At 60.9% G+C, this 15307-nt stretch carries 13 protein-coding genes; 3 read left to right on the forward strand and 10 right to left on the reverse strand.

Annotated features, from left to right (window positions below; translation table 11 throughout):
* Positions 1 to 44 precede the first annotated feature (44 nt).
* The 5 genes from pstB to D109_RS0109975 form a co-directional block, all read right to left on the reverse strand.
* Positions 45 to 878 (reverse strand): phosphate ABC transporter ATP-binding protein PstB, encoded by an 834-nt coding sequence (pstB, locus tag D109_RS0109955; RefSeq protein WP_017476754.1) that lies wholly within the window; start codon positions 876 to 878, stop codon positions 45 to 47.
* A gap of 139 nt (positions 879 to 1017) precedes the next feature.
* On the reverse strand, positions 1018 to 2688 hold the full coding sequence (gene pstA / locus D109_RS0109960) for a phosphate ABC transporter permease PstA (protein WP_017476755.1): 1671 nt from the start codon (positions 2686 to 2688) through the stop codon (positions 1018 to 1020).
* A gap of 15 nt (positions 2689 to 2703) precedes the next feature.
* Positions 2704 to 4737, reverse strand: a complete 2034-nt coding sequence (locus tag D109_RS0109965) for an ABC transporter permease subunit (protein ID WP_371103569.1) — start codon at positions 4735 to 4737, stop codon at positions 2704 to 2706.
* A 430-nt stretch (positions 4738 to 5167) separates the two neighbouring features.
* Positions 5168 to 6157, reverse strand: a complete 990-nt coding sequence (locus tag D109_RS0109970; protein WP_003213401.1) for a phosphate ABC transporter substrate-binding protein PstS — start codon at positions 6155 to 6157, stop codon at positions 5168 to 5170.
* 250 nt (positions 6158 to 6407) lie between these two features.
* Positions 6408 to 7697: an MFS transporter gene (locus D109_RS0109975; protein ID WP_017476757.1), complete on the reverse strand. Its 1290-nt coding sequence runs from the start codon at positions 7695 to 7697 to the stop codon at positions 6408 to 6410.
* 456 nt (positions 7698 to 8153) lie between these two features.
* Here D109_RS0109975 and D109_RS0109980 point away from each other — a divergent pair, with 456 nt between their 5' ends.
* Both D109_RS0109980 and D109_RS0109985 read left to right on the forward strand, forming a co-directional pair.
* The gene (locus D109_RS0109980; protein WP_003176975.1) at positions 8154 to 8558 is read left to right on the forward strand and encodes an acyl-CoA thioesterase; all 405 of its coding nucleotides are present in this window, start codon (positions 8154 to 8156) and stop codon (positions 8556 to 8558) included.
* 58 nt (positions 8559 to 8616) lie between these two features.
* On the forward strand, positions 8617 to 9516 hold the full coding sequence (locus D109_RS0109985; RefSeq protein ID WP_017476759.1) for a D-hexose-6-phosphate mutarotase: 900 nt from the start codon (positions 8617 to 8619) through the stop codon (positions 9514 to 9516).
* Positions 9517 to 9636: 120 nt separating this feature from the next.
* On the opposite strand, the gene D109_RS0109990 is transcribed toward D109_RS0109985, so the two are convergent.
* The 5 genes from D109_RS0109990 to D109_RS0110010 all read right to left on the reverse strand — a co-directional run bounded on the left by D109_RS0109990 (position 9637) and on the right by D109_RS0110010 (position 13568).
* Positions 9637 to 10170, reverse strand: a complete 534-nt coding sequence (locus tag D109_RS0109990) for a DUF3299 domain-containing protein (protein ID WP_023659290.1) — start codon at positions 10168 to 10170, stop codon at positions 9637 to 9639.
* Between the two features lie 78 nt (positions 10171 to 10248).
* Positions 10249 to 10494, reverse strand: a complete 246-nt coding sequence (locus D109_RS0109995) for a GlsB/YeaQ/YmgE family stress response membrane protein (RefSeq protein WP_017476760.1) — start codon at positions 10492 to 10494, stop codon at positions 10249 to 10251.
* A 105-nt stretch (positions 10495 to 10599) separates the two neighbouring features.
* Positions 10600 to 11685, reverse strand: a complete 1086-nt coding sequence (locus tag D109_RS0110000; RefSeq protein ID WP_017476761.1) for a 5-(carboxyamino)imidazole ribonucleotide synthase — start codon at positions 11683 to 11685, stop codon at positions 10600 to 10602.
* A gap of 11 nt (positions 11686 to 11696) precedes the next feature.
* Complete coding sequence (gene purE / locus D109_RS0110005; protein WP_003195648.1) at positions 11697 to 12188, reverse strand: 5-(carboxyamino)imidazole ribonucleotide mutase; 492 nt, start codon at positions 12186 to 12188, stop codon at positions 11697 to 11699.
* Positions 12189 to 12659: 471 nt separating this feature from the next.
* Complete coding sequence (locus D109_RS0110010) at positions 12660 to 13568, reverse strand: LysR substrate-binding domain-containing protein (RefSeq protein WP_003213413.1); 909 nt, start codon at positions 13566 to 13568, stop codon at positions 12660 to 12662.
* Positions 13569 to 13749: 181 nt separating this feature from the next.
* Between D109_RS0110010 and aspA the strand changes: the two genes are divergently transcribed.
* Positions 13750 to 15174, forward strand: coding sequence for an aspartate ammonia-lyase (gene aspA / locus D109_RS0110015; RefSeq protein WP_003213415.1), 1425 nt, complete (start codon positions 13750 to 13752; stop codon positions 15172 to 15174).
* Positions 15175 to 15307 lie beyond the last annotated feature (133 nt).

Raw genomic sequence — 15307 nt, forward strand, 5'->3', positions numbered from 1 at the left:
TGCGGTCGACCGCAGCATCAGTTCAGTGAGCAACCAGCCACCTGCTAGCCGTAGCGACCGGTAATGTAGTCTTCGGTCTGCTTCTTCGCCGGGTTGGTGAACAGGGTATCGGTATCGCCAAATTCCACCAGTTTGCCCATGTACATGAATGCGGTGTAGTCGGAAACCCGCGCCGCCTGTTGCATGTTGTGGGTCACGATGACGATGGTGAACTTGGATTTGAGTTCGTAGATCAGCTCTTCGACTTTCAGCGTGGAAATCGGGTCGAGTGCCGAGCAGGGTTCGTCGAGCAGCAGCACTTCCGGCTCCACGGCGATGGTGCGGGCAATCACCAGACGTTGCTGCTGGCCGCCGGACAAACCGAGGGCCGACTCGTGCAGGCGGTCCTTGACCTCGTCCCACAGTGCCGCGCCTTTCAATGCCCACTCAACGGCTTCGTCGAGAATGCGCTTCTTGTTGATGCCCTGGATACGCAGGCCGTAGACCACGTTTTCATAGATGGTCTTGGGAAACGGGTTGGGCTTCTGGAACACCATGCCCACGCGGCGGCGCAGCTCGGCCACGTCTTCGCCCTTGCGGTAGATGTTGGTGCCGTACAGGTTGATCGCGCCCTCGACGCGGCAGCCGTCCACCAGATCATTCATCCGGTTGAAAGTGCGCAGCAGGGTCGACTTGCCGCAGCCGGACGGGCCGATGAAGGCGGTCACGCGCTGCTTCGGGATGTTCATGCTGACGTCATACAGCGCCTGCTTGTCGCCGTAGTACAGGCTCAAGCCCGGGACTTCGATGGCCACGGTTTCCTGGGCCAGGCTCAGGCTCTGCTTGTCGCGACCCAGGGCTGACATGTTGATGCCGTGGGAATGGGTTTCATGTTGCATGGGATGCTCCCTGTGCTACCAATTCGTTTTGTGGGAGCGGGCTTGCTCGCGAAGGCGTCAGGTCAGTTGACCCATGTATTACTGATACACCGCATTCGCGAGCAAGCCCGCTCCCACATTTAGTCCGCGTTCACTTCAATTAACTGTCCAACGCTTTGTATTTTTCGCGCAGGTGGTTACGAATCCACACCGCCGACAGGTTGAGCGTGGCGATCACCAGCACCAGCAGCAAGGCGGTGGCGTACACCAGCGGCCGTGCGGCCTCGACGTTGGGGCTCTGGAAGCCGACGTCATAGATATGGAAGCCCAAGTGCATGATCTTCTGGTCCAGGTGCAGGTACGGGTAGTTGCCGTCCACCGGCAGCGACGGTGCCAGTTTCACCACACCCACCAGCATCAGCGGCGCCACTTCACCGGCGGCGCGGGCCACGGCGAGGATCATGCCGGTCATCATCGCCGGGCTGGCCATCGGCAGCACGATCTTCCACAGCGTTTCCGCCTTGGTCGCGCCCAGTGCCAAAGAGCCTTCACGTACGGTGCGAGGGATCCGCGCCAGGCCTTCTTCGGTGGCCACGATCACCACGGGTACCGCCAGCAGCGCCAGGGTCAGGGACGCCCAGAGCAGGCCAGGCGTACCGAAGGTCGGTGCCGGCAAGGCTTCGGCGAAGAACAGCCGGTCGACCGAGCCGCCCAGTACGTACACAAAGAAGCCGAGGCCGAATACGCCGTAAACGATGGCGGGTACACCGGCCAGGTTGTTCACGGCGATACGGATGATCCGCGTCAGGGTGTTCTGCTTGGCGTATTCACGCAGGTACACCGCCGCCAGCACGCCGAACGGGGTCACGATCATCGCCATGATCAGGGTCATCATCACGGTGCCGAAGATCGCCGGGAAAATCCCGCCTTCGGTGTTGGCTTCCCGCGGGTCGTCGCTGAGGAATTCCCAGACCTTGCTGAAGTAGAAGCCGACCTTGGTCATGTAACCCATGGCGTTCGGCTGGTAGGCATGCACCACCTTGCCGATGCCGATTTCGATTTCTTTGCCGTTGGCATCGCGGGCGGTGAGGCTGTCGCGGTTGAACTGGGTGTGCAGGTCCGCCAGGCGGGCTTCGATGTCCTTGTAGCGGTTGTTCAGTTCAGCGCGGCCGCTGTCCATGTCGGCCTGGGCGGTGGCGTCCAGCTTGCCTTCCAGCTCCAGCTTGCGACCGTGCAGGCGGATGCGTTCAAGGCCGGCGTTGATGGCGCCGATGTCGGACTTCTCAAGGGTCTTGAGCTGGGCCGCGAGCTTGTTGACGCGGTCCACACGGGCTTGCAGTTCCGGCCAGGCCGCTTCGCCTTCAGCGATGACCTTGCCGTCCTGCTTGACGTTGACCAGGGTGCCGTAGAAGTTGCCCCACTCACGACGCTCGATGGCCATCAGCTCGACCGGCTTGGTCTGGTTGGTCAACCACTCGCCGACGATCCAGGTGAAGTCGTTGCCGTTCAAATCCCGGTTGCCGACCTTGATCAGCTCCCGAGTCATGAACTCCGGGCCTTGGTCTGGCACCGGCAAACCAGCGCTTTTCAGGCGCTCGCGGGGCACTTCTTCTTTCTGCACCACTTCGCCGACGACGATATGGTTTTCCTGGCCCGGCACGTTGTAGCTGGCCTGGATCAGGTCGGCCGGCCAGAAGTGGCCCAGGCCACGCACGGCAATCACGGCCAACAAACCAATGGTCATGATGACCGCGATGGACACCGCGCCACCGCTGATCCAGACGCCTGGGGCGCCGCTCTTGAACCATCCATTCAGGGAGTTCTGTTTCACAGACTTCTACCTTTCTTAAAGCGACGAGTATTTCTTGCGCAGACGCTGACGAATCAGCTCGGCGAGGGTGTTCATGATGAAGGTGAACAGCAGCAGCACCAGCGCCGAGAGGAACAGCACGCGGTAGTGGCTGCCGCCCACTTCCGATTCGGGCATTTCCACTGCGACGTTGGCCGCCAGGGTTCGCAGGCCTTCAAACAGGTTCATCTCCATCACCGGCGTGTTACCGGTGGCCATCAGCACGATCATGGTTTCACCGACCGCGCGGCCCATGCCGATCATCAGCGCCGAGAAGATGCCCGGGCTGGCGGTCAGGATCACCACACGCGTCATGGTCTGCCATGGCGTGGCACCCAGGGCCAGGGAGCCCAGGGTCAGGCCGCGCGGCACGCTGAATACGGCGTCTTCGGCGATGGAGTAGATGTTCGGGATGACCGCAAAACCCATGGCCAGGCCGACGACCAGTGCGTTGCGCTGGTCGTAGGTAATCCCCAGATCGTGGGAGATCCACATGCGCATGTCGCCACCGAAGAACCAGGTTTCCAGGTACGGGCTCATGTACAGCGAGAGCCAGCCCACAAACAGGATCACCGGGATCAGGATTGCGCTTTCCCAGCCATCCGGGACCCGCAGGCGGATCGACTCAGGCAGGCGGCTGAAGATGAAGCCGGCCACCAGGATGCCAATCGGCAGCAGCATCAGCAGGCTGAAAATACCCGGCAAATGCCCTTCGACATACGGCGCCAGGAACAGGCCGGCGAAGAAGCCGAGGATCACCGTCGGCATCGCTTCCATCAACTCGATCACCGGCTTGACCTTGCGGCGCAGGCTCGGGGCCATGAAGTAGGCGGTGTAGATCGCAGCGGCGACGGCCAGTGGCGCCGCCAGCAGCATGGCGTAGAACGCGGCCTTCAGGGTACCGAAGGTCAGGGGCGCCAGGCTCATCTTGGGTTCGAAGTCGGTGTTGGCGGCGGTCGATTGCCAGACGTATTTAGGCTCGTCGTAGTTTTCGTACCAGACCTTGCTCCACAACGCGCTCCAGGAAACTTCCGGGTGCGGGTTGTCCAGCAGCAGCGGTTGCAGCTTGCCACCGGCTTCGACGATCACCCGGTTGGCCCGTGGCGACATGCCGAAGATGCCGGTGCCATCGACCACCTGGTCCACCAGCAATGTACGGTGGGCGGTGCTGTGGAACACGCCGAACTTGCCGGAAGCGTCGAGGGCGGTGAAGCCTTTGCGACGTTCTTCAGCGGTGATTTCAACGATAGGCGCGGTGCCCATCTGGAAAGTCCGAATCTGCTTCAGGCGTTGTTCGCCGTCCGGGTCACGGGCCATGAACCATTGCGCCAGGCCACCGCTGGAGTTACCGATGATCAGCGAGATGCCGCCCACCAGTTGGGTGCTGGCCGTGACTTGTGCCACGCCGTCGTCCAACAATTTGTAGCGACCGTTGAGGCTCTTGTCCCGCAGGCTGAACACGTCGGCCTGGGCGCGGCCGTTGATCACGTACAGCCACTGCTGGCGTGGATCAACGAAGATGGCTTTCACCGGCTCGGTCATTTGCGGCAGTTCAATGCGCTTCTGCTCGGTGGTGACTTCCTCGGTCATCATGTTTTCTTCACGGCTGATGGACAGCACGTTCAGATGAGCACCACTGGAACCGGCCACCACCAGCGTCGAGTCGGTCGCGTTCAAGGCGACGTGCTCAAGGGAGCGGCCTTGTTCGTCGAGGACGATCGGCGTTTCGCCGTAAGGGTATTCGACAGCTGGGGAGATGGTCTTCTTGCCGTCCGGGTACGACACTTTATAGGTGTGACGGAACACCAGAGACTGCCCGTTGGACAGGCCGAGGATCACCAGCGGGCTGCCGGGCTGATCTTCACCAATGGAGGCGACTGTCACACCCGCCGGCAACGGCAGGTCAACGCGCTTGAGTTCGGCACCCGTGTCAACATTGAAGAACAGCGCCTGGCCCTTGTCGGAAACCCGCATGGCGACCTGGTTCTGCTCTTCCATGGAGATCATCAGCGGTTTGCCGGCGTCCTGCAGCCAGGCAGGCGCCAGGGCGTCTTCCTTGGTCAGGTTGGCGCCGTGGAACAGTGGCGCGACCACATAGGCGAGGAAAAAGAAGATCAAGGTGATCGCGCCCAGGACGGCGAGGCCGCCAATCAGCACATACCAGCGGGTCAGGCGATCCTTGAGCGCGCGCATACGGCGCTTGCGTTGCAGTTCAGGCGTATTGAAATCAATGCGCTTGGGGGGAGAAGTCGTCGTCATGGTGGAATTGGCCAGATCATTCATGCGCACACCCTAGCGATCCTGTATGACAGAAAGATGACAATGCAGTGACGCAAGAAATCCGCCGCGTAGCAGGGCTGGCAGCGGATTAAAAAATGGGAGGCGAGGTCCAGGTCTTACAGACCCCGCCCAGGCCCTGAACCGTGAGTAAACCCCGGTCCAAGGCAGGTTTATCGGAGGCTTATTTGCCACCTTCTTTCAAGCCCAGGTCAGCCAGTGCCTTGGCGGCAACTTTGGCTGGCAGCGGGATGTAGCCGTCTTTCACTACAACTTCCTGGCCTTGCTTGGACAGGACCAGCTTCACGAACTCGGCTTCCAGCGGGGCCAGAGGCTTGTTCGGAGCTTTGTTGACGTAAACGTAGAGGAAGCGCGACAGCGGGTATTTGCCGTTCAGGGCGTTTTCTTCGCTGTCTTCGATGAAGTCAGTGCTGCCTTTCTTGGCCAGGGCCACGGTCTTCACGCTAGCGGTTTTGTAACCGATGCCCGAGTAACCGATACCGTTCAGCGAGGAGCTGATGGACTGCACAACCGACGCCGAACCAGGTTGTTCGTTCACGTTAGGTTTGTAGTCGCCTTTGCACAGGGCTTCTTCCTTGAAGTAGCCGTAGGTGCCGGATACCGAGTTACGACCGAACAGTTGCACTGGCTTGTTGGCCAGGTCGCCGGTCACGCCCAGGTCGCCCCAGGTCTTGACGTCAGCTTTGGCGCCGCACAGACGAGTCGAGGAGAAGATCGCGTCGACTTGTTCCATGGTCAGGTGCTGGATCGGGTTGTCCTTGTGCACGAACACGGCCAGGGCATCCACGGCAACCGGGATAGCGGTTGGCTTGTAGCCGTACTTCTGCTCGAAGGCAGCCAGTTCGGTGTCCTTCATCTTGCGGCTCATCGGGCCCAGGTTGGAGGTGCCTTCAGTCAGCGCAGGAGGTGCAGTGGCGGAGCCGGCGGCCTGAATCTGGATGTTGACGTTCGGGTATTCCTTTTTGTAACCCTCAGCCCACAGGGTCATCAGGTTTGCCAGGGTATCGGAACCAACGCTGGACAGGTTGCCCGACACACCAGTGGTCTTCACGTAAGCCGGAATTGCCGGGTCAACACCAGCGGCTACCGCGTTAGCGGTCGCAACGCCAGCAGCGACAAAAGTCATTGCCGCCATCAAACGTTTCAGTTTCATGCCTTGCTCCTAGCAGATAGGGATAGTTGGATCGGGGCCAAGTATCGGTAGGTCGTGTGAACACTCTATGTCTGGAATATGACAATTAGATGAAAGGCCAGCATTTATGAAAAAGCTGACAGGAAGGAGAAACGTCAATAAATCCGGGGCTTGCGAGGAGTTTTAGGCGGTTTGAGCGGTGTTTCAGAAATACTCTGCAATCTATGATTGTTCCTACGCGACTGCGTAGGAACAATCTTCAGGGAGTGGGTTAACGCCCACGCTTCCACAGGTACCCACCCACGGCCATCCCCATCACGCACAGGACAGCAACGTAGTAAGCGGGGCCCATCGGGCTTTCCTTCATCAGCAGCGACACCGCTAAGGGTGTCAGTCCACCGAATACGGCATAGGCGACGTTATAGGAGAACGACAAACCACTGAAACGCACCACTGGCGGGAACGCTTTCACCATGACATAGGGCACCACACCGATAGTGCCTACAAACAGGCCGGTCAAGGCGTACAACGGGAACAGCCAGTCCGGGTGAGCCATCAGGCTGTGATAGAGCGTCCAGGAAGTTGACAGCAACAGCGCGCAACCGATGATCAGCACACGCCCGGCACCGAAGCGGTCGGCCAGGGCCCCGGAGGCAATACACCCCAGGCTCAGGGTGACGATGGCCAGGCTATTGGCCTGCAGCGCCACGGTAGGGCTGAAGTGGTAGACCGTTTGCAGCACGGTCGGCGTCATCAGGATAACGACGACCACACCGGCCGAGAGCAACCAGGTCAGCAGCATCGACAACACGATGGCACCACGGTGGTCACGCAACACGGCGCGCAATGGCAGCTCGGCGGCCAGGGTCTTGCGCTGCTGCATCTCGGCGAAGATCGGGGTTTCGTGCAGCCAGCGACGCAGGTACACCGACAACAGGCCGAACACACCACCCAGCAGGAACGGGATGCGCCAGGCGTAATCCGACACCTGCTCCGGGCTATAGAGAGTGTTGATGGCAGTGGCCACCAGCGAACCCAGGAGAATGCCGGCAGTGAGGCCGCTGGTCAGGGTGCCGCAGGCATACCCGATGTGACGGGGCGGCACGTGCTCGGAGACGAACACCCACGCGCCTGGCACTTCACCGCCAATCGCCGCGCCCTGGATCACGCGCATCAGCAGCAACAGGATCGGCGCCCACAGGCCGATCTGCGCATAGGTCGGCAGCAGGCCCATGATCAGGGTCGGCACGGCCATCATGAAGATGCTCAGGGTGAACATCTTCTTGCGACCCAGCAGGTCGCCGAAGTGCGCCATGATGATCCCGCCCAACGGCCGCGCCAGATAGCCTGCAGCGAAGATGCCGAAGGTCTGCATCATGCGCAGCCATTCGGGCATCTCGGCAGGGAAAAACAGTTTCCCGACCACCGTGGCGAAAAACACAAAAATGATGAAGTCGTAGAACTCCAGCGCCCCGCCCAAGGCAGACAGCGACAGGGTTTTGTAGTCGTTGCGGGTCAGCGGGCGCGAGGGTTGCGCACTGCTTGCGGGCACGGAGGACATGGCAAGGCTTCTCTTATAGTAGTCAGGACGGCAAGCCCGGGACTTGCGGCAGGGTTGGCAAGATAGCAAATCGCTCGAAAAAGCACAGCGTTGGGCCGTTAACCGTTCAGATAAGCGAAATATTCCGGTAGCAGAAGCGCAATTAGCATGAGCAGGAGCACAGTTGCCGGAAAAAGCCGCGATACAGCCTCTATTTACCGACCAAATGAGCGCCGGGAGGTCGTCGTGGCGCCGACGGCTCGATATACTCGGCCACTGCAAGCGCCAGACCCGCATCCTTGAGGGGCTGCTGTGCCAAAACGCCGTTGGCTGCCCGCCAGCCGATTTGGCAGAGTTTCCCTTTAGTACGCCTTACGAGAAACGCATCGAGCGGTGTATGTTGGTGCTGAAACGTTTTTCCAGAGACGGCTATCCACTTGAAATACCCATAAAGCGTCACGGGTCAGAGGCACCGGCATGATCGAACTCGAACAAGAAGATCCTATCCCGCAAGGCGATCTCGCCCTGCAAATCACCGCACTCCCGCGCGAAACCAACGGTTTCGGCGATATCTTCGGCGGCTGGCTGGTCGCGCAGATGGACCTGGCCGGAACCGCCATGGCGAGCAAGGTGGCCGGTGGCCGCGTCGCGACCGTGGCGATTGATCGCATGGCATTCCTGGTGCCGGTGGCCGTCGGCGCGCAGTTGTCCTTCTATACCCAGGCCCTGGAAATCGGCCGCAGCTCGATCCAGATGATGGTCGAAGTGTGGAGCGACGACCCGCTGTCCAGCGAATGGCGCAAAGTCACCGAGGCGGTGTTTGTGTTCGTTGCCATTGATGGCAGCGGTCGCACCCGGTCGGTTCCGTCACGGGCGCGTTAAACATCGCGACGTTTTGACGGTCCATTGCCCCATTGTCTGCCATTGAGAGCGCGCGCCTATGTCTACGCCCAACGTTGAAACCGTAAAACTGGATGAGCTGAACGCGTGGCGCATCCGCCATAACGGCGCCGAATTGGTGGTGGCCCAGCAAGGCGCGCATATCGTCAGCTACCAGCGCGCTGGCGAGAAGCCAATCATCTGGCCCAACGATCAGGTGGTGTACAAGAAAGGCAAAGGCATTCGTACCGGCGTGCCGGTGTGCTGGCCATGGTTTGGCGTGTTCGACCGCAACCCGCAAAGCGTCAAGGCGATGTACCAGGGTGACGAGCCGGCTGGGGCGCATGGTTTCGTACGGACCGCCGACTGGACATTGGCTGGTGTTGAAGCTGAAGGCACGGCGTTGCGGGTTGAACTGGAACTGCCGGTGCCTGAAGGTGGCTTCCCAGGTTGGCCGCATCAGGTCGACTTGAAGATGAGCATCCTGCTGGATGATCAACTGCACATCCGCCTGACCAGCCATAACCGTGGTACCGAGACCGTCAGCCTCAGCCAGGCGCTGCACAGCTACTTTGCCGTCAGCGACGTACGCAACGTGCAGGTCGACGGCCTGGACGGGCGAACCTATATCGACACCGCCGACGGTTGGACCCACAAGCAGCAATCCGGACTCCTGCACTTCACCGCCGAGACCGACCGCATCTACCTCGACACGCCAGCGCAACTGAACATCGTCGATAAAGACTGGCAGCGCCGCGTCCAACTCACCAGCACAGGCTCGCGCTCGACGGTGATCTGGAACCCGTGGACCGAACGCGCCAAGGCTTTCAGCGACATGGCCGACGACGGCTGGCAAGGGATGCTGTGCATCGAGACGGCGAACGTGCTGGACGATGGGGTGACACTGGCGCCGGGTGAGAGCCATACCCTGGGCGTGAGCATCGCCGGTACTGCCCTTTAAACCCAATCAAAAATGTGGGAGCGGGCTTGCTCGCGAATGCGGTTTTCCAGTTAGTGCATGTGCTGACTGACACACCGCTTTCGCGAGCAAGCCCGCTCCCACATTAGGTTCTGCGTCAGATCAGAGATCCGACTCTTTGACCGCCCGCACTTTCCCCGCATCCAGCGCATACGCCGCATCGGCCAGGTCATTGTTGACCTTTTCCACCTTCAGCGTGCCCGTCACCCACAGCGGCGTGTAGATGTCATCCAGCTTCAAACCCTTGGGATAACGCACCAGCACCAACTGATTGGGCGGCGGTGGCGGCACGTGGATGCAGGCGCCCGGGTAAGGCACCAGGAAGAACAGCGTACTGCGGCCCTTCGCGTCGGTTTCCAGCGGCACGGGGTAGCCGCCGATGCGGATGTTCTTGCCGTTCATGGCAGCCACGGTCTTGGTGGAATACATCACTGCCGGCAAGCCCTTGCTCTGCTTCAGGCCACCCTTTGCGGTGAAGGTGCCTTGGGCTTCCGGGGAGTTGTGGTCGATTTCCGGCATTTCTTCAAGGGCTTTCTGGTCCGACTTGGGCATCAGTTCCAGCCAGTCGGTTTCCGGCAGTTCGCCAGCGTGGGCCAACCCGGTGCATAGAAGAAGGGATAACAGAAGACGGCGCATGGAGAGGCTCGGCAAGGATTACAGTGCCGGCATTCTAGCCCTCTGCGCCTGCGCAGCGCAGAGGGCTTGGTCGCTAAATTACTTCTTTTTCAGCAGACCGTAGATCACCAACAGCACGATGGCGCCGATCAGCGCACCGATAAAGCCGGCGCCCTGGCCCGCCTGGTAGATACCCAGTGCCTGGCCACCATAGGTCGCAACCAGCGAACCGGCGATACCCAGCAGGATGGTCATGATCCAGCCCATGCTGTCGTCGCCTGGTTTCAGGAAACGCGCCAGCAGGCCGACGATCAAGCCGATAAAGATGGTTCCAATGATACCCATGGCATTTCCCTCTGAATGAACTGAACGTAAGTCAAAGCCTAGTCAGACTTTGGCTTCCTGCAATCAGAGGGTGGCGGGTACCAATGGTTCCCGCCCGGCCTTGGGTTATTGCTCGGCGATCAGCGCTTCGACCTTGAGGATCTGCGCTTGCAGCGTCGCGCGATCCTTGCAGCGCAGGTTGGCGTGGCCGACCTTGCGCCCGGCCTTGAACGCCTTGCCGTAGTGATGCAGATGGCAGTCATCAATCGCGATCACGCGATCCACCGGCGGCACCACGCCGATGAAGTTGAGCATGGCGCTCTCACCGACCTTGGCCGTGGAGCCCAACGGCAAGCCCGCCACCGCCCGCAGGTGGTTTTCGAACTGGCTGCACTCGGCGCCTTCGGTGGTCCAGTGCCCGGAATTGTGCACGCGCGGGGCGATTTCATTGGCCTTGAGGCCACCGTCGACTTCAAAGAACTCGAACGCCATCACGCCGACGTAATCCAGCTGCTTCAGCACACGGCTCGAATAATCTTCGGCCAGGGCTTGCAGCGGGTGGTCGGTGCTGGCCACGGACAGCTTGAGGATGCCGCTGTCGTGGGTGTTGTGTACCAGCGGGTAGAAGCGGGTTTCGCCATCCCGGGCACGCACGGCGATCAGCGAGACTTCACCGGTGAACGGCACGAAGCCTTCCAGCAGGCAGGCGACGCTGCCCAGCTCGGCGAAGGTACCGACCACATCGGCGGCGGTGCGCAGGACTTTCTGGCCCTTGCCGTCATAACCCAAGGTGCGGGTCTTCAGCACGGCCGGCAGGCCGATGGAGGCGACTGCAGCGTCCAGGTCGGCCTGGGACTGGATGTCGGCAAAGGCCGGCGTCGGGATGCCCAGGTCCTTGAACATGCTCTTCTCGAACCAGCGGTCACGAGCGATGCGCAAGGCTTCGGCGCTCGGGTACACCGGCACGAACTGCGACAGGAAGGCCACGGTTTCAGCCGGGACACTTTCGAACTCGAAGGTCACCAGGTCGACTTCATCCGCCAGTTGGCGCAGGTGATCCGGGTCGCTGTAGTCAGCCCGCAGGTGTTCACCCAACGCAGCCGCGCAGGCGTCCGGCGCCGGGTCCAGGAAAGCGAAGTTCATCCCCAGCGGCGTACCCGCCAGGGCCAGCATGCGACCCAGTTGGCCGCCACCGATTACACCGATTTTCATCGTCAACAACCTCAGGCAATGCGTGGGTCTGGATTGTCCAGGACGCTGTCTGTCTGTTCAGCACGGAATTTTTTCAGCACCGCGTGGAACTGCGGGTGCTTGGCACCGAGGATGCTGGCGGACAGCAAGGCTGCGTTGATCGCGCCGGCCTTGCCGATCGCCAGGGTGGCCACCGGAATACCGGCGGGCATCTGCACGATGGACAACAGCGAATCCACGCCCGAGAGCATCGACGACTGCACCGGCACGCCCAGTACTGGCAGGTGAGTCTTGGCCGCACACATGCCTGGCAGGTGAGCTGCACCGCCGGCACCGGCGATAATCACCTCGATGCCACGGGATTCTGCTTCATCGGCATACTGGAACAGCAAATCCGGAGTGCGGTGGGCGGAAACCACCTTCACTTCGTAGGGAATGCCGAGTTTTTCCAGCATATCGGCGGTGTGGCTAAGGGTGGACCAATCGGACTTGGAGCCCATGATCACGCCAACCAATGCACTCATCGTCGTGCCTCTTCTCTCTGGGCGCCCGCAGGCGCGTCAAAAAACAACAAGCCACGCGGGAGACCGGCGTGGCTTGTTGTACGAATTAGTTTCGGGCCAGAACTGCCTGCGCTCGATCATGCTGCGTTAAAAACAAACTCGGAATGCTCATTGGCTAAAGCCAACTCCGCTTCCTCGCTTGTTTTTGCCTTGCCTGATCTTCGCTCGGCGAGTTCTGACCTCGAAACTCGGCCGGTTGGACCGGCCGAAGGCCGCGCAGTATACCGTAATAACGCAGATAAACAGCCCCTGGCATGACCATCTGTCTTACACCTCAAACAGGCGGTTTTATTGACTTCCAGGTCAGCGAAAACACCAGAAAACTAATGTGGGAGCGGGCTTGCTCGCGAATGCGGTGGATCAGCCACAAATGGGTTGACTGACACTACGCTTTCGCGAGCAAGCCCGCTCCCACATTTGATCTGTGTTGGCTCAAGTATTCTGCGCCGCACCACCTTCCAGCTTGCGCCACAACAACCGCACATTCGCCTTGCGCACCAACGCGCAGCGATACAACCGGATCTCCAGCGGCACATGCCATTGCGGGCCGCCGCACACCACCAGTTCACCCCGGGCCAGCTCGGCGCGCACGCTCAACTGCGGCACCCAGGCAATGCCCAAGCCTTCAAGGGCCATGCTTTTCAGGCTGTCGGCCATGGCGGTTTCGTAAATCGTGGTGAAGCGCAGCGCCCGCTGACGCAGCAGCAGGTTTACCGAACGCCCCAGGAAGGCGCCGGCGCTGTAGGCCAACAGCGGCACACTGCCCTCGCCCTCCAGGTCGAACAGCGGCTTGCCATCGGCATCCGCGGCGCACACCGGCAGCATCTCGGTGTTGCCCAGGTGCAGCGACGGGAAGATTTCCGGGTCCATCTGCATGGCCGCATCCGGGTCGTAGAACGCCAGCATCAAATCGCAGCCGCCTTCACGCAAGGCATGCACGGCGTCGCCCACGTTGGTGGCGACCAACCGCGTGGCGATGTTCAGCCCTTCGTTGCGCAATTGCGCGATCCAGCGCGGGAAGAAGCCCAGTGCCAGGGAGTGCGCCGCCGCGACTTGCATGACTTCACCCTGCCCGCCTTCCAGGTGATGCAAGTGCCGCAGCACTTCGCCGAGCTGCTCGACCACGGTGCGCGCGGTGACCAGGAACAGCTGCCCCGCCGCCGTCAGTTCGACAGGCGTGCGTGAGCGATTGACCAGCGTCAGCCCCAGCGCGGCCTCGAGGCTACGGATGCGCCGACTGAACGCCGGCTGGGTGACGAAGCGCCGCTCAGCCGCCTGGGAGAAGCTGCGGGTGGCAGCCAGGGCGCTAAAGTCTTCCAGCCATTTGCTTTCAAGGTTCATCACATCCTCCCGGGGCACGCACCATTTTGGCACACACGTCCGTCATGGTAACGGGGTCACACCGACATTATGCCGTTTATGCATAGGCCAGTGTTTAACAGCATTGGCCCAAAATCTCCTGCAAGCCTAGCATTCACAGCGTTCCGGCCTAGCCCGGGTCCCTATCGAGATGATTTCCGTCATGTCCTCCGCTGCATCTTTCCGCACAGAAAAAGACCTGCTTGGCGTACTCGAAGTACCCGCTCAAGCGTATTACGGCATCCAGACCCTGCGAGCGGTGAATAACTTCCGCCTCTCGGGCGTTCCGATTTCGCATTACCCGAAATTGGTGGTCGGCCTGGCAATGGTCAAGCAGGCAGCTGCTGACGCCAACCGCGAGTTGGGCCAGCTCAGCGAAGCCAAGCACGCTGCCATCAGCGAAGCCTGTGCCCGTCTGATCCGCGGCGATTTCCACGAAGAGTTCGTGGTGGACATGATTCAAGGCGGCGCTGGCACTTCAACCAACATGAATGCCAACGAAGTCATCGCCAACATCGCGCTGGAGGCCATGGGCCACAGCAAGGGCGAATACCAATACCTGCACCCCAACAACGACGTGAACATGGCGCAGTCCACCAACGACGCCTACCCGACCGCGATCCGCCTGGGTCTGCTGCTGGGCCACGACGCGCTGTTGGCCAGCCTCGACAGCCTGATCCAGGCGTTCGCTGCCAAAGGTGAAGAATTCAGCCACGTCCTGAAGATGGGCCGTACCCAGCTGCAAGACGCCGTGCCGATGACCCTCGGCCAGGAATTCCGCGCCTTCGCCACCACCCTCGGTGAAGACCTGGCTCGCCTGAAGACACTGGCCCCTGAGCTGCTGACCGAAGTGAACCTGGGCGGCACCGCCATCGGCACCGGCATCAACGCCGACCCGCGTTACCAGGCCCTGGCCGTGCAACGTCTGGCAACCATCAGCGGCCAGCCGCTGGTACCGGCTGCCGACCTGATCGAAGCCACCTCCGACATGGGCGCGTTCGTGCTGTTCTCCGGCATGCTCAAGCGTACCGCGGTGAAGCTGTCGAAGATCTGCAACGACCTGCGCCTGCTGTCCAGCGGCCCACGCACCGGCATCAACGAAATCAACCTGCCAGCGCGCCAGCCAGGCAGCTCGATCATGCCCGGCAAGGTCAACCCGGTCATCCCGGAAGCCGTGAACCAGGTAGCGTTCCAGATCATCGGTAACGACTTGGCACTGACCATCGCGGCCGAAGGCGGCCAGCTGCAACTGAACGTGATGGAGCCGCTGATCGCCTACAAGATCTTCGACTCGATCCGCCTGCTGCAACGCGCCATGGACATGCTGCGCGAGCACTGCATCGTCGGCATCACCGCCAACGAAGCCCGCTGCCGCGAACTGGTGGAGCATTCCATCGGCCTGGTCACCGCGCTGAACCCGTACATCGGCTATGAAAACGCCACCCGCATCGCCCGTATCGCCCTTGAAAGCGGCCGCGGCGTGCTGGAACTGGTGCGCGAAGAAGGCTTGCTCGACGACGCCATGCTCGACGACATCCTGCGCCCCGAAAACATGATTGCCCCACGCTTGGTCCCCTTGAAGGCCTAAGCGTTTGTTGCACCGCTCACCAGGTTGAGGGACTAGACACCTCTCACCTTTTGAGGGCCTGAAGGCTCGTTCTTCAGGCCCTTTTTTTTGCCTCAAGGTTGCGAAATGATGCCAATAAAAACGCCAAGATCGC

The sequence above is a fragment of the Pseudomonas sp. PAMC 26793 genome (assembly GCF_000313235.1).
GTDB lineage: Bacteria > Pseudomonadota > Gammaproteobacteria > Pseudomonadales > Pseudomonadaceae > Aquipseudomonas > Aquipseudomonas yamanorum.

What these genes read in the sequence shown, in the direction of transcription:
- pstB (WP_017476754.1), bottom strand. Translation starts at nt 878, where the DNA reads ATGCAACATGAAACCCATTCCCACGGCATCAACATGTCAGCCCTGGGT.
- D109_RS0109970 (WP_003213401.1), bottom strand. Translation starts at nt 6,157, where the DNA reads ATGAAACTGAAACGTTTGATGGCGGCAATGACTTTTGTCGCTGCTGGC.
- D109_RS0109975 (WP_017476757.1), bottom strand. Translation starts at nt 7,697, where the DNA reads ATGTCCTCCGTGCCCGCAAGCAGTGCGCAACCCTCGCGCCCGCTGACC.
- D109_RS0109980 (WP_003176975.1), top strand. Translation starts at nt 8,154, where the DNA reads ATGATCGAACTCGAACAAGAAGATCCTATCCCGCAAGGCGATCTCGCC.
- D109_RS0109985 (WP_017476759.1), top strand. Translation starts at nt 8,617, where the DNA reads ATGTCTACGCCCAACGTTGAAACCGTAAAACTGGATGAGCTGAACGCG.
- D109_RS0109990 (WP_023659290.1), bottom strand. Translation starts at nt 10,170, where the DNA reads ATGCGCCGTCTTCTGTTATCCCTTCTTCTATGCACCGGGTTGGCCCAC.
- D109_RS0109995 (WP_017476760.1), bottom strand. Translation starts at nt 10,494, where the DNA reads ATGGGTATCATTGGAACCATCTTTATCGGCTTGATCGTCGGCCTGCTG.
- D109_RS0110000 (WP_017476761.1), bottom strand. Translation starts at nt 11,685, where the DNA reads ATGAAAATCGGTGTAATCGGTGGCGGCCAACTGGGTCGCATGCTGGCC.
- purE (WP_003195648.1), bottom strand. Translation starts at nt 12,188, where the DNA reads ATGAGTGCATTGGTTGGCGTGATCATGGGCTCCAAGTCCGATTGGTCC.
- D109_RS0110010 (WP_003213413.1), bottom strand. Translation starts at nt 13,568, where the DNA reads ATGAACCTTGAAAGCAAATGGCTGGAAGACTTTAGCGCCCTGGCTGCC.
- aspA (WP_003213415.1), top strand. Translation starts at nt 13,750, where the DNA reads ATGTCCTCCGCTGCATCTTTCCGCACAGAAAAAGACCTGCTTGGCGTA.